The organism is Metasolibacillus sp. (assembly GCF_025291715.1).
GTDB classification, from domain to species: Bacteria; Bacillota; Bacilli; order Bacillales_A; family Planococcaceae; genus Metasolibacillus; species Metasolibacillus louembei.
In genome coordinates, this window is record NZ_JAMBIZ010000002.1 from 207,193 (window position 1) to 221,730 (window position 14,538).

Below are 14,538 nucleotides of genomic sequence, written 5' to 3' on the forward strand. Positions count from 1 at the left end.
CTATAGTGAGAAAAGCGTTTATTTTATGGTTGATTTGCATCATGCTTGTAACAACGATGCTGCCAGCTACAGTGCACGATGTCAAGGCTGCTAAAGATGATTACATAGTCAATGCGGAAATTTTATATTTACGTGAAGGCCCTGGCTTATCGTATCCTATTTTAGAAACATTAAAAGAAGGCCAATTGCTTTCCTCAATTGAAGGGCAAGGTGACTGGATGCATGTGACAGTGGATGGCCAAGAGGGCTGGGTAGCCAAATGGTTGATTAAACAAGCTACCGCAGAGAGACAGCAAAGCACCGACCAACAAATAGTCATTACACAGGTGGACAAGCTCAATGTTCGTTCAGAGCCTTCATTATCTGCAACCGTCCTAACACAGCTTCCATTAGGTGCGGAGGCACAGCTACTTCAGCAGCAGCAGGACTGGGCAGAAATCCAATATGGTAATGTCGTAGGGTGGGTTTCTACATTGTACATTACGATAAATGAAAAACCGTCAACACCTGTCACAGAGCAACCAGCTCAAGAGGAAGAGCAACCAGCTACTGAGACAGTTGAAAATGATCCAAACACCTTTACAGTTGTTGTCGATAAAGTTAATATCCGAAAAAAGGCAAATACCACATCGAAAATATTAGGTGTCGCAACAAAAGGACAGCAATTCAAAGTATTAAGCAGAAATAATAATTGGGTGGAAATTCAATATTCCAAAAAGAAATCAGGCTGGATTTATAGCTTTTACGGCACATTTACTGTCCAGCAAGAGGCACCAGCTGACCCATTAACACCTATTACGGAAAGCGTCACAATTATTTATAATGGGACAAATTTACGTGAGCAAGCTTCTACCTCATCAGCCGTTGTCCACCGTGCAGATGCTGGACAACAATATTCCATCATCGCTAAGGAAGGTGAATGGTATAAAGTAGCCGTTGATGACAAAGAGGCATATGTAGCAAACTGGGTTGTGTCAGCTTCACAGGACGAAGCTACGAAAGCTACTACGGCACCGTCACGCAAAAATGGAACGTTGCAAGGACTAACAATTGTTATCGACCCTGGACATGGTGGAAATGATCCTGGTACGACAGGCGTGCGTGGCACATATGAAAAAGGCTTAACATTGCAGACAGCCGAATTGCTAAAATCGAAATTACGTGCAGCAGGGGCAAATGTTGAGCTCACACGTGAAGCTGATGTTTTTGTTGATTTGCGTAAGCGCATCGCTGTTGGGCATCAGGCAAATGCAGACGCCTTCATTAGCTTACACTATGATGCCAATGAGGTAAGCTCGGTTACAGGCTTTACAACGTATTACTATGGCGATACAAATAAAAAGCTTGCTGAAACTGTACAGCAAGGGCTTGAAGGTACCGTAAATTTACGCAGCCGTGGGGCACAATTTGGCAATTACTTAGTACTGCGCGAAAATCGCCAAAATGCCATTTTAATTGAGCTTGGCTATTTAAGTAATGCCGCAGAGGAAGCAACAATTACAACCGACTATTACCGCGAGCAAGCAACGCTCGGTATTTATCAAGGGTTGTTAGATTATTTTAATCAATGAAAAAGATTGTCCGAAAAGCAGTACGTTAGACTGCTTTTCGGACAATCACATGCTTTTAGATTAGATAGTTCACTGTGAAAAAGTGATAGCGTTCTTTGATAAGGTTGAAAACACTGAAACTGAACATCAGTACTTTTGCTTTCACTTTTAAACTAAATTAAGAGGGAATTCGCTTTTGTTTTACTACAGAAGATTGACAAAATGTTTCTCAAATTCTTCCTCTGTGTAAGTATGGACTTTTCTGAAATATAGCTTTTGAAATCGTTCTAAGTCAAATCGAATAAGTTCTTGCTTTCCTTTCGCTAAAAAATATTTAGCAATAGCATCTCTTGATTTAGAGTCTGCGATACTGTTCTTCTCTTGATTCGATACTGGATTTTTCTGTTGATTATATACCAAAATAAAATCAACTTTCTCACGTGTATCAGCAATTTTTGTGTTTGTTAAATCACAAAAAATCAATAAGCTATCTTTAATTTTACTTTTCACATTCGCTTTCGCATTCTTCATATTACCATTTTTAAACTCAATAAACGTAACATGACTTGTATGATAAGTGATAGCATCACAAGAGGATGCAACCTCCTCTGACAAGCCTAATCCATTCGCATACTGCGTCTTTACTTGATCAAAATCTACTGCTAGCATCTCAGAGTTTGTCATATAAACAATATTCGCCTTATCGCTGTTATCTTTAGATAACTCTTTTAAGGGGAAAAGATGATTTTGAAAAATAGGGAAACCTTCAATATTAATCATCCTGATACCTCTCATTTTCTAAATCTTGAAGAGGTCTTGCTAATTTGCTATAAATGATCTCAATATTATCAGATACATCCTCAATAAAAGAAGTCTCTTCCTTCACTGTTGCCAAATAATATTTGCATTTGTTCGCGATGCCATGTTTGGCTGAATACACTTCAATCGCATTTAAGAAATAAGGGCTGTGGGTAGTCAATAAAATATGCATGCCAAATTCTTTTTGAATCAACACAATCAACTCCGCAAATAATAATTGCCACTCTGGATGTAAATGAATTTCAGGCTCATCCAAAATAATCGTGCCATTCGGCTTTAATACATCATTTGTCAATAAAGTTTTTAAAATAATAAATGTTTTTAAGCCAGATGAGAGGTTTCGTACATCTAATATTTTATCTGATTTACCTTTTTTATAACCAATACCTAAATGATCAATTTTAACAACATCCCCACTACAAACGGCATTAATCTTATTATAAATATGCTCAAATTTATTTGTTGCAATAATTTTGTTAATGACCTTCCCCTCATTATGTTCTATCGTAAGTTTGTCTCTTAAATGATCGCGGTGATTATTATAACTACGAGAAAACCATACACGCTGAACTTGATCTAATACAAACGGGTCATCAATATAAATAGCTTCTGTTTTAAGTGAAATACTATCTTTAACCTCCTTAACCACATTATTAGTTAGGGAAATTGACATAATAGATTCTTTAATTGCTAGGTGAATTAATCCCCTATCGTCTGCAAAAACATTATTAATTTGACCGTTAAATTCTAAATCTAATTTTTTATTTAAAATAGCCTTGATAATCTCTCCACTGGATACATTTAACACCGCTAAAATATCTTTACAAGCCTCATCCAAGCTTTCATCGTCTATACTATTTTTGTATAAAGAATAGAATTCTTTTGTTAAGATTGCTGGGTCAGATAAATATCTTTCAATATTATCAACAATTTTTTTTGCTGGCATTTTTGTATATTCAATAAGAAATAATGTTTGACTTTGATTTTTATATAAACTACCTAGTATCTCTTCAACACTTCCAATACGTTCCTCCCTAATCTGCTCCTCAATCTGATAAAAACTATTGAACACCGCAAACAATGTTTTCCCAACTGTACTTTTCCCTGTATCATTTTCCCCTGCAATTACTGTTATTCCTTTTATTTCAATGGATGCTTCTTTAATTTTCCCTATATTTTTTAAGGATAATTTCATCTTTTTACATCCTTTCTTTCTCCATTTACATACAATTATTCTATGTTTTCTCTTCTTATTATAGCACGAGAACTAAATGTTCATACAGTAATGGCTGTCACAAAAGTCTCGCTTTAAGCAAACTTTTATAACAGCCACTTTTCATTTAGACTCCACAATAATCGTCACAGGACCATCGTTCACTAAGGCGACATCCATCATGGCACCGAAAATGCCTGTTTCAACTTGCAAGCCGTATGTGCTTAGCTCCTCGTTGAAGGCTTGCCATAAACCTTCTGCATAATCAGGACGTGCCGCCTCGATAAAGCTTGGGCGACGCCCCTTTTTGACATCCGCATAGAGCGTAAATTGCGAGACAGATAAAATCGCCCCACCTTCTTCTAAAATCGAGCGATTCATCTTGCCGTTTTCATCTTCATAAATACGCAATTCTGCAATCTTTTTTGCTACATAGTGAATATCTTCTAGCGTATCTGTATGCGTAATACCGACTAGTAGCACATAGCCTTTGTCGATTGCTCCAGTTATGCTGCCATCCACTGTAACGGAAGCGTTTTTTGCACGTTGTAGCACAACTTTCATAAAAATCCCTCCGTTAGTTGATTACACGCTGCACTGAATAAACATCAGGCAATTGTTTAATTTTATCGACAACTTTATTTAATTCATTAATGCTTGAAATCGAAATTGTTAAATGCAATGTCGCCATTTTTTCTCGGTCTGCGCGTCCTGCAACAGCTAAAATATTCGTCTTTGACTCGCTAACGACCTGCATAACATCGTTTAAAATGCCGTGACGGTCATATGCAGAAATTTCAATATCAACAGGATATTGCTTGCGTTCTATTGCACCAGCTTCCCATTCTACAGCAATTAAACGCTCTTTATCATCATCTTGAATATTCGGACAATCTGCTCTGTGTACAGAAACACCGCGTCCTTTTGTAATAAAGCCAACGATTTCATCCCCTGGCACAGGCGTACAGCAGCGTGATAAGCGAATAAGTAAATTATCAATTCCTTTAACAATAACACCTGACTCTGTTGTGCGCTTTGGCTTCGGATTTTGCATTTCCTTAACGATTTTTTCAAGCGCTTCCTCTTGCTCGCGCTCCTTGCGCATTTTTTCCGCTAGGCGGTTGACGATTTGCTGTGCAGTGATGCCACCTACTCCGACAGCAGCATAAATATCATCTTCATGCGTATAATTGAATTTTTCAATAACGCGCTTCATATTTTCTGATGTTAGCACTTCTTTTACATCAAATTCCTGCGCTTTAATTTCCTTATCAATTAATTCTTTACCTTTGATAATGCTATCCTCACGCAAGTTTTTCTTGAAATACTGCTTAATTTTATTTTTTGCCTGTGAGCTTTGCGCAATTTTAATCCAATCGCGGCTTGGGCCAAACGATTGCTTTGATGTTAATACTTCAATAATATCGCCTGTTTTCAGCGGCGTATCGAGCGGTACCATTTTGCCATTTACCTTTGCTCCGATTGTCTTATTGCCGACCTCTGAGTGGACGCGATAGGCGAAGTCAATCGGCACAGAGCCTGCTGGCAATTCAATGACATCGCCCTTTGGTGTAAAGACGTAAACCATGTCTGAAAATAAGTCGAACTTTAACGATTCCATAAATTCTTCGGCATTGGATGATTCATTTTGGAATTCTAAAATTTCACGGAACCAGCTTAATTTTTGGTCAATGCTTTCTTTATGGCGTTCCACCGTTTTGCCTTCTTTATATGCCCAGTGTGCCGCAATCCCGTACTCAGCAATTTTATGCATTTCCTTCGTGCGAATTTGCACCTCTAATGGGTCACCATACGGACCGATAACTGTCGTATGTAACGATTGGTATAAGTTTTGCTTCGGCATGGCAATATAGTCTTTAAAACGACCTGGCATCGGCTTCCATAGCGTATGCACAATGCCGAGCACCGCATAACAATCTTTAATGCTATCAACTAAAATGCGCACAGCTAATAAATCGTAAATTTCATTGAATTGCTTTTTTTGCAGTACCATTTTGCGATAAATGCTATAAATGTGCTTTGGTCGTCCATAAATATCTGCGTCAATCTCAATGTCATCTAGCTGTGATTTAATTTCATCCATGACATTATCTAAATACGCTTCACGCTCATCGCGCTTTTTCTTCATTAAACTGACGATACGATAATATTGCTGCGGATTTAAATAGCGGAGTGCTGTATCCTCCAGCTCCCACTTTACTGTGGAAATTCCTAAACGGTGGGCAAGTGGTGCAAAAATTTCTAGAGTTTCGTTGGAAATACGACGCTGCTTTTCACTAGGTAAATGCTTTAATGTACGCATATTATGCAAACGGTCTGCTAGCTTAATTAAAATAACGCGAATATCCTGTGCCATTGCAACAAACATTTTACGATGATTTTCTGCTTGTTGCTCCTCTTTCGACATATATTTAATTTTCCCGAGCTTTGTCACACCATCGACAAGCAAAGCAACTTCTTCGCTAAATTCCCGCACTAAATCTTCACGTGTCATTGTGGTATCTTCAACCACATCATGTAAAAAGCCTGCTGCAACAGTTGCTGGGTCCATTTGCAGCTCAGCCAATATGCCTGCTACTTGTACAGGGTGAATAATGTATGGTTCTCCTGAGCTACGGAACTGCTCTTTATGCGCTTCCTTTGCCACCTCATATGCTTTTTTCACAAAGTCAACGTGTTCATTATTCATATACGATTTAACGAGCTCGAAAACATCTTCGGGCGCTAAAATTTGTTCTTTCGCCATTGTATATCCACCTTGTCCATAGATTTTCACGATTCATGTATAAACTCCATTTTATAAAAAAGAGATGTATGTTGTAAAGGTGCGTTATGCATGAAATTTTTCGTAACAGCAATCTTGGCAAGCAAAAAAGACTGCTTAGCAGGAAAATTCCCTTTCTAAGCAGCCTCTATTTTTTATGACTCTTCATACCCAAGCACAATCCCCTTCACTGTCTCTACTGGAATTAAACCGAAATAACTACTATCATACCCACGCCACCAAGCATCCACTAAAACGAAAATAGTTCCTTCCTCTACTGTAACAGTTGGCATTGCTAAATTATAATATGCCTCCGTTTGTTGCTCCTGCTCTTTCGTTTGCTTTCTTTTATTTTCTCTAGCATACCACTGCTCTTTATTCATTCCATACTTTGTGGCTTCACCATAAAACGCATCGAGGCGTTGGTCATTTATATATACTTTACCCTTTTTAATTTCCACGGTTTCTCCTGGTAAGCCAACTACCCTACCTAGAGTAGGCGATAACAAGTTAGGATTTTCTTTTAAGAATTGTGGTGGCACTTCATAATACACAATCAGCCCTCTTTGTAGCTCTGACACATTTGAAGAAACAACGAGCATACCGTGCACTTGCGTATACAAATCATGATCCCCTCTATCCATCGAATCTGCACGCCATTCTACTAAAAAGGTATCTGCCGTTTGTGCTACAGGTGTAAGCTTTTCAGGTGTTGTCGTATCTACAAGCACAGCTTCTTTGCGCAGGACAACAAACATAACAATAGCAACAGCAAGCACAATCAGCCCAACAATGGTATAGCTTTTTCTCATCTAGCATCCCTCTTTCTATGAATTGGTAAATTTACTTCATTTTAAAAATACCATAAAAACACATTAATGTTTAATAATTTAGAGTTTGTATGTGAAGCAAACTCTAGATATTGCTCTAACCTCCGTTAGAATGGATAAACTAGGCTATACGAACTGCACAACTAGGAAACACTTCAACAAAAAATAGGCGAGAAACGCAGATTTCAGCCTGCATTTCCCGCCTTTCCTCTTAATATTCAATCAATGTTTTAATTGGGTAGCTACCAATTTTGTCACGTCCGCTTAATTCTGTTAGCTCAATTAAAAATGCACAGCCTACAACGATACCGCCAAGTTGCTCAATTAGACGAATTGTTGCTTCTACTGTACCGCCAGTCGCTAATAAATCATCGCAAATCATTACTTTTTGACCTGGTTTAATCGCATCACGGTGCATCGTTAACGTGTCTTGTCCATATTCTAAGCCGTAATCCACGCTCACTACCTCACGTGGTAATTTACCTGGCTTACGCACTGGTGCAAAGCCGATTTCTAGCGCATATGCTACTGGGCAGCCAATAATAAAGCCGCGCGCCTCTGGTCCTACAATCACTTCTGCGCCTAATTCCTTCGCATATGTCACAATTTGATCTGTTGCATATTTATAGGCTTGACCATTATCCATAATCGTTGTAATATCTTTAAAACTTATTCCTTCTTTTGGCCAATTTTCGACCGTTGTTACGTATTGCTTTAAATCCATTTCCTAGTCCTCCCTAGACATTTGTCCATCTAACCATTGCTTTAGCTCACTATATGTTGCATATAACAGCTTTTGCTCTAATTGTATTTGTGCTGAACGTTCTTTGTATGACGGAGCTGTCTCCAATGCCTGTTTGGGTGCACTTTCAACGACTGTCGTCAGACCATTCTCTATTGTAACAAATCCTAACTCAAAAAACACCTTTGTCATAAAATTAATTACGTCAATATTTAGCCCAATATGCTTCGCAAGTGGCTCGATATGCTGCTGTAAAGCAAAGTTCGGGCGCTTCTTTAAAAAGCTGTAATACCAGCTAAAATGCTGACGCGTTGGCATACCGCTAAAATACTGTGACGATGCTGTATAAAAGTGAGCATAAATGCGCTGTGGCTGTAAGCGTTGCAGTAGCTCTGCTAAGCGCTCCTCATTAGGCGGTAAATCAAGCACCGCTACATATGGTTTTTGTCCCACTATTTGCTCCGCAAGTGTTACTGGCACATGCTGTTCGAAATAAGGCACGAGCTGCTCATCAAAAACAACAAATAGCGTTTCTTCCTGTGGAATATTCACGAGCTGCTTTTTCCCGCGTAAATCGAATAATTGCCATTCGTTTGATTGCACATCCTGTACCATAAATTGTGGCTTTTTGCGGTTTTGCCATTCATTAATTTGTAAATCACCAACAAAGGATAAGGCGACACCATAGGATATTTCATTAAATAAATAGCCTTTGTTAAAGCCAACTGCATCCATTGTACAATAGCCATCATCCAGCTCTAATTTTAAATGATTTTCATTTGCGCCAATTTTACGCATAGCACTTACCTTTACTTGCTCTAACGCGAAAACAGGCTTTGGAAAATCTGTACCGAATGGACCGAGCTGCCCGATTTCTTCAATTGCCTCTACTGTGATCTCACTTAACTCTAGAGGAATATCAATTGTGAGCTTCGGAATGAGCTGTTCCTCTGTTAAACAAGCCTTTGCCTGCTCATTTAAACGCATTTGTAGCTGCTCTACATGCGCTGCTGCTAAGGTCATACCTGCTGCCATTGGATGCCCCCCGAAATGTGGCAAGATATCGCGATTTTTTGCTAGCTCGTTGAATAAATGGAAGCCCTCGATACTGCGGGCTGAGCCTTTCGCTGTCCCCTTCTCTGTATCAAGTGATAGCACAATTGTTGGTCGATAGTATTGTTCAACAAGCCTTGAAGCAACAATTCCTACAACACCTGGATTCCAGCCTTCTTGTGCCACAACTAACACATGCGCATTTTTTAGCTTGTCATCTGACTCAATCATAGCAACTGCTTCTTCCGTAATAGTCGCAACAATATTTTTACGCTCCGCATTTTTACTATTTAGCAGCTCAGCTAGCTCCTTTGCTGTTTCCGCATCTTCACTCATCATAAAGTGGACACCTGGCATTGCATCTCCAAGACGCCCAATGGCATTCAAGCGTGGACCAAAATAAAAGCCAATCGTTTCCTCGTTAATTTCTGCTTGCTTCGCACTTGCCACTTTACAAAAAGCCTCAACCCACGGGCTTTGTGACTGGCGTAAATGCTTAATTCCTTGCTTAACGATATAGCGATTTTCATCGACTAAAGGAACTAAGTCGGCAATTGTTCCTATTGCTGCTAGCTCATATAAATGCGTAGGTATTTCTCCATATAAGGCATGTGCCACTTTCAAGGCAACGCCAACACCTGCAAGCTCACCGAAAGGATAATGCCCCTCTGGTACACGTGGATGGATAATCACATCTGCAGGTGGTAACACTTCTCCTGCCTCATGGTGATCTGTCACAATGACATCCATACCTAGCTCCTTCGCTACACGAATCGGCTCAATACCGCTAATGCCGTTATCGACGGTAATAATTAATTGCACACCATTGTCATACGCCTCACGGAATAATTGCTCATTTGGGCCATAGCCATGCGCAAAGCGATTTGGTATAACAAAATCGACATCTGCTCCTAAGTCCAGCAATGTATGGAGCATGACGGTCGTACTCGTAATACCATCGGCGTCATAGTCACCGTAAATTAATATTTTTTCTCCAGCTTCAAGCGCCTGTTCAATGCGCGCAACTGCTTTGTCCATATTATGTAATAAAAATGGATCATGTATGGCCTGTTCATCCATTGATAATATTTTTTGTGCTTGCTCAACCGTTTGGCAGCCACGTGCTACTAAAATTTTTGCCGCGATTGGCGATAGCTTTAATTGCTTTTGCAAATGCTCTACATGCTGTTCATTCGGGCGTTGGATTACCCATTTTTTGTTTATACTCGCCATTTCATTCACTTCCTTTAACGTTCTCATTATACCAATAATAAAGTAAAAGAACCCTTTGAAAAGCAAAATACTTTTTCAAGGGCTCTCTCCATTATTGCTCTTCGGCTGGTATAATTTCTTGCTCTACGTTTGGCAATTGCACATGTTGTTGTTTCGTTAATTGCTTTTCTTTCGCATGCAAATCTTTTTCTAACTGTTGTATTTCCTCACTTTTTTGCTCTACATCTTTTGTCAATTGCTCAATTTGCTGGTCTCGTTGCTCTACATCTTTTGTTAAATGCTTAATTTGACGCGTCTTGCTAAACAAATTGAAAAAGACGAACGATGCTGAGATCACAGCGCCAATCAAGGCTGAGCCTAAAATAACAAGGATCAGCGGCCAATATGCCTCCCCAAAAATATAGTTAACAGGCACTTGGTCCACATTGACAACCGCAAAGATGGCGATGATAATGGCAAAAACTAAGCCGATTAATAATGTCCATTGGTTTTTCATAAATACACTACCTCCTCTATTCTCTCTATTTTATCCTGTATTTGGTTATGCGTAAATCAAATTCAGCCTATTGATATATTAATGAATGGCTAAAAAGATAGCTTCTATACATTTTATTCTCCGTATCCTCCAAAAGCTCCTTCCTCTATTATAAATTGATACTTCTCCTTGCCCTCTTTATAAATAAGCTCAATTTCTGCTTGAATTAAGTCTTCTAAAGAATTCGCTACGACAAGGCGTTGCCATGATTCATTTTGTAGCTCTATAATTTGTCCGTATGTTCCTGTTGGGCTTGGGTCGGTATCGATTAATAAATAATCGCCATTGCGCCCTTCCGCAAAAGGAATCCACTTCGAATTACAATAGCCATCTATCTTTAGCTTATTAGAAAATATATCACTTGGCTCTGGCTCTATCTCCATATTTAATAATTGTCGTTCTTTCACAATATTTTGAAATGGTAAAAGATCATATTGCCATCCATTAATCGAGAAGCAAAATGCAGAGGTAACTGGATGCCATTTCACATTATGTATTTTATAAAAATTGGTTAACGCTGCTGGCAGTGCTAATTGTCGTGTAGCTTCTTCTAGCTGTTGCGCTGTAATACCCTGTGTCAAATTATAGTAATCATTATTTTCTTGCATCATGCTACGAAGTGCCTCTTGCCATTGATTCCATAACGCAATCAAATGCGTGTATTGTTCATCTACAGGTAATGGTTCAATATGTGGTTGCTCTACAGCATGATATTTCTCTATTGAAATGCCCTGTATCTTGCCTTGCTCCAAGTCAAACCATGCGCTAATCCCATTCATAATAAAGGCGCCACCTCGATCGCCATCAAATAGTTTTATTCGTTCATCTTGATGCTGTGCAAAATAGCTGTGAGCTTCTGTATCATTTATGAGGAATTGCCCATCAAATGGATGATTTGGTGCATAATCGTATATTTCTAGCGTAAAATACACATTTAGGCTTTCGACAATCTGACCATTTTTAGAAAAGGCACAAATCCCCAAGCTTGACCATGTGTAGACGTGATTGTATTTTTTTATCGTCAAATGTGCAGGTCCTAAAATCTCCTCTAGCTGAGTAATCGCAATCGGCAGCATAATGTCTACTGCATTTATTTGAAACTTACCCGGATTCAATGTAATATGCGTCATATGAAGCTCCCTTCTATTTTAGAAAAAACAAAAAGGCTGTTGAGAAAGACAGATATACATCCACTTTTTCAACAACCAATAGCTTATACAACAGGCTCGTCTGTACCCCATTGTTTTTTCTCTTTTTTCACGACAGCGCCGCCTGTTTTATTCATTTCACGTACTTTTAATGAATACCAGATTTGCGCTGCGATACAGATAGATGAATACATACCTGTCACAAGACCGATTAATAAGGCGATAGAGAAGTTTTGAATCGATGGTGCTCCTAAGAAAATCAATGCCACAACAACGATAATTACCGTTAAGACTGTATTGACAGAGCGTCCCATCGTTTGACGAAGCGATTTGTTGACAATATTCGCCAGCTCTTCCTTCGTCTCAATCTTCCCTGCATGGTCGACATTTTCACGAATACGGTCAAATGTGACGATCGTATCGTTAATGGAATAACCAACAATTGTTAATACTGCGGCAATAAACGTAATTTCTACCTCTAAGCGCAGCAAGCTGAAAATCGCTACGATAAAGAATACGTCATGTAGTAAGGATACAATCGTTCCAATTCCCATGCGCCATTCAAAGCGAATCGCTACATAAATAATGATACCAATCGTCGAAATGATTAATGCTTTAATGGCATTTTTCACAAGCTCTTTTCCGACTGTTGAGGACACCGCACTTACACTTGGCTCATGTCCAAAGTCCTCTTTGATTTTTGCCTTTAAATCTAAAATTTCCTGCTGTGAAAATTCTACTTTATAACGAGCGACTGCAATATTTTGCTCTTCACCCGAAATCACAACATCTTCATTGGCAATGCCAATTTTATCGAAATATGCCACCATTTCCTCTTGCGTAACCGCACGGTCTGCTAAAACTTCCACACGTGTACCACTTGAGAAATCGATGCCTAAATTTAAGCGGAAAATACCGATAATGGCGATACCTACAACTAAAATAATTACTGAGAAAGCATAAAACTTACGACGATGCCCTACAAAGTCAAGGCGATCAAATTTCGTTGTTAAATCAAGCGCTTTATAGCCCTCTTCTAATTTATGCTGCTTCGATTTTGCAATGCCATACCAAGCAGGGTTATCAAAGTAGCCGCTATTGACAAGTAAGCCTATCAGCATGCGAGAGCCCCAAACAGCTGTCACGAAGCTTAATAAAATCGTAATAATTAATGTTGTCGCAAAGCCTTTTACAGAGCTTGTCCCAAAATAGAACAAAACGATGGCTACAAGCAATGTTGTTAACTGTGCATCGACAATCGCAGATAGTGATTGCTTTGAACCGAGTCGGAATGCTTCTTTCGCATCATGACCAACACGCAATTCCTCACGAATACGCTCAGCCGTTAAAATGTTGGCATCAACAGCCATCCCAATCCCAAGCACAACCGCAGCAATCCCTGGTAACGTTAATACCGCATTAATACCGTTGAAAACAACGAGGACAAGATACGTAAAGACCGTTAATGTCACAATCGCAATGATACCTGGTAAACGGTAATACAGCAGCATGAATACGAAAATAATAAGTACCCCTACTACACCTGCAAATACCGTGCTTGTTAATGCTTTTTCACCGAATTGTGCCCCAACAGAAGTTGAGTAAATTTCTGTTAATTTTACAGGCAATGAGCCTGAGTTTAAAATGGATGCAAGAGTTTTCGTCTCATCTACTGAGAAGTTCCCTTGAATCATTACATTTGTTGTATTTAATACTTGATCTACTGTTGCAGCAGAGGCAAATTTAGGATTTTCCTTCCCTGCTTCTGCTTCATAAGAGTCTACACCTTCTTCAAAGTCTAGCCAAACAACCAGTAGATTTTTACCTGGTCCTTTTTCTAGCACTTTTTGAGTTGCTTCTGCAAATTTCGATGCATCCTTCAATGTTAATGTCACAATCGGCTGGTTACGATCGCCAAATGTTGCGTTTGCACCATTTTCTTTTAAATCCGTGCCGTCCAATAAAATATTATCGTCCACATCGCGGAATGTTAAGTTTGCCGTACTTGATAAAAGCTCACGAGCAGATGATTGGTCATCTAAGCCAGCTAGCTGTACACGAATACGGTTTTCCCCTTCTACTGCAATGGAAGGCTCACTCACACCAAAGGCATTGACACGTCGGTTTAACGCAGCATTCGTATCAGCTAAAACAGCTGGTGTCACCGTTGATCCATCCAATGTTTCCACTTTGTATAATACTTCAAAGCCACCTTGTAAATCCAAGCCGAGTTTTACTTTGTCTAAAACTCCTTGAACCGTTGTACCCATACCTGTAAATAGCAATAAAACAATTAGTGTAAAGGTAATAATACGGTTTGCTAATTTCATTGTAAATCCTCCTCTAAACTTAACGCACGAATTTGTGCATAATCAATTACGCCTTGGCATAATTGCGTCTGGATTTTTTCGAGCAAGCTCTTAACTGACCTGCATCATGCAGGTCTTCTCTTCAAAATCCGTGACATCCGCTGGGGCCTTTCTCTTGGTTCAGTTAATATTTGGACATTCATTAAACCATGAGAAAAAGCGCCTATGCGCCATGTTCTCCGTTCACTTATGTAGCGGCTACATGATGCAGCCTTAAAAAGCCATTCTAAAAAACGAATGCACACAATATGCTTATTATGA

At 39.2% G+C, this 14,538-nt stretch carries 11 protein-coding genes; 1 reads left to right on the top strand and 10 read right to left on the bottom strand.

The window, feature by feature from the left end; translation table 11 throughout:
• Nucleotides 1–5 precede the first annotated feature (5 nt).
• Nucleotides 6–1,571 carry an N-acetylmuramoyl-L-alanine amidase family protein gene (locus M3Z76_RS02685; RefSeq protein WP_293920717.1) on the top strand — a complete coding sequence of 522 codons (1,566 nt, stop codon included), beginning with the start codon at nt 6–8 and terminating at the stop codon, nt 1,569–1,571.
• 183 nt (nt 1,572–1,754) lie between these two features.
• Here the strand turns inward: M3Z76_RS02685 and M3Z76_RS02690 are convergent, their stop codons facing one another.
• The 10 genes from M3Z76_RS02690 to secDF all read right to left on the bottom strand — a co-directional run bounded on the left by M3Z76_RS02690 (nt 1,755) and on the right by secDF (nt 14,238).
• Entirely contained in the window at nt 1,755–2,330 is a 576-nt protein-coding gene (locus M3Z76_RS02690; protein WP_293920720.1) for a hypothetical protein, read from the bottom strand.
• Nucleotides 2,323–3,564 (bottom strand): AAA family ATPase, encoded by a 1,242-nt coding sequence (locus M3Z76_RS02695; protein ID WP_293920722.1) that lies wholly within the window; start codon nt 3,562–3,564, stop codon nt 2,323–2,325. Before M3Z76_RS02695 ends, M3Z76_RS02690 begins: the two co-directional genes overlap by 8 nt.
• 141 nt (nt 3,565–3,705) lie before the next feature.
• Nucleotides 3,706–4,146 carry a D-aminoacyl-tRNA deacylase gene (dtd, locus tag M3Z76_RS02700; RefSeq protein ID WP_293920723.1) on the bottom strand — a complete coding sequence of 147 codons (441 nt, stop codon included), beginning with the start codon at nt 4,144–4,146 and terminating at the stop codon, nt 3,706–3,708.
• A gap of 13 nt (nt 4,147–4,159) precedes the next feature.
• Nucleotides 4,160–6,349 carry a RelA/SpoT family protein gene (locus M3Z76_RS02705; protein ID WP_293920724.1) on the bottom strand — a complete coding sequence of 730 codons (2,190 nt, stop codon included), beginning with the start codon at nt 6,347–6,349 and terminating at the stop codon, nt 4,160–4,162.
• A 173-nt stretch (nt 6,350–6,522) separates the two neighbouring features.
• Nucleotides 6,523–7,179, bottom strand: a complete 657-nt coding sequence (gene lepB, locus M3Z76_RS02710; protein ID WP_293920725.1) for a signal peptidase I — start codon at nt 7,177–7,179, stop codon at nt 6,523–6,525.
• Between the two features lie 229 nt (nt 7,180–7,408).
• A complete protein-coding gene (locus M3Z76_RS02715) occupies nt 7,409–7,921 on the bottom strand; it encodes an adenine phosphoribosyltransferase (protein WP_293920727.1) in 513 nt (170 codons plus the stop codon).
• Between the two features lie 3 nt (nt 7,922–7,924).
• Nucleotides 7,925–10,225, bottom strand: a complete 2,301-nt coding sequence (recJ, locus tag M3Z76_RS02720; RefSeq protein WP_293920729.1) for a single-stranded-DNA-specific exonuclease RecJ — start codon at nt 10,223–10,225, stop codon at nt 7,925–7,927.
• A gap of 91 nt (nt 10,226–10,316) precedes the next feature.
• Complete coding sequence (locus M3Z76_RS02725; RefSeq protein WP_293920730.1) at nt 10,317–10,721, bottom strand: LapA family protein; 405 nt, start codon at nt 10,719–10,721, stop codon at nt 10,317–10,319.
• A 113-nt stretch (nt 10,722–10,834) separates the two neighbouring features.
• A complete protein-coding gene (locus M3Z76_RS02730; RefSeq protein ID WP_293920731.1) occupies nt 10,835–11,890 on the bottom strand; it encodes an SMI1/KNR4 family protein in 1,056 nt (351 codons plus the stop codon).
• Between the two features lie 83 nt (nt 11,891–11,973).
• Complete coding sequence (secDF, locus tag M3Z76_RS02735; protein WP_293920732.1) at nt 11,974–14,238, bottom strand: protein translocase subunit SecDF; 2,265 nt, start codon at nt 14,236–14,238, stop codon at nt 11,974–11,976.
• Nucleotides 14,239–14,538 lie beyond the last annotated feature (300 nt).

What these genes read in the sequence shown, in the direction of transcription:
- M3Z76_RS02690 (WP_293920720.1), bottom strand. Translation starts at nt 2,330, where the DNA reads ATGATTAATATTGAAGGTTTCCCTATTTTTCAAAATCATCTTTTCCCC.
- M3Z76_RS02695 (WP_293920722.1), bottom strand. Translation starts at nt 3,564, where the DNA reads ATGAAATTATCCTTAAAAAATATAGGGAAAATTAAAGAAGCATCCATT.
- dtd (WP_293920723.1), bottom strand. Translation starts at nt 4,146, where the DNA reads ATGAAAGTTGTGCTACAACGTGCAAAAAACGCTTCCGTTACAGTGGAT.
- M3Z76_RS02705 (WP_293920724.1), bottom strand. Translation starts at nt 6,349, where the DNA reads ATGGCGAAAGAACAAATTTTAGCGCCCGAAGATGTTTTCGAGCTCGTT.
- lepB (WP_293920725.1), bottom strand. Translation starts at nt 7,179, where the DNA reads ATGAGAAAAAGCTATACCATTGTTGGGCTGATTGTGCTTGCTGTTGCT.
- M3Z76_RS02715 (WP_293920727.1), bottom strand. Translation starts at nt 7,921, where the DNA reads ATGGATTTAAAGCAATACGTAACAACGGTCGAAAATTGGCCAAAAGAA.
- recJ (WP_293920729.1), bottom strand. Translation starts at nt 10,225, where the DNA reads ATGGCGAGTATAAACAAAAAATGGGTAATCCAACGCCCGAATGAACAG.
- M3Z76_RS02725 (WP_293920730.1), bottom strand. Translation starts at nt 10,721, where the DNA reads ATGAAAAACCAATGGACATTATTAATCGGCTTAGTTTTTGCCATTATC.
- M3Z76_RS02730 (WP_293920731.1), bottom strand. Translation starts at nt 11,890, where the DNA reads ATGACGCATATTACATTGAATCCGGGTAAGTTTCAAATAAATGCAGTA.
- secDF (WP_293920732.1), bottom strand. Translation starts at nt 14,238, where the DNA reads ATGAAATTAGCAAACCGTATTATTACCTTTACACTAATTGTTTTATTG.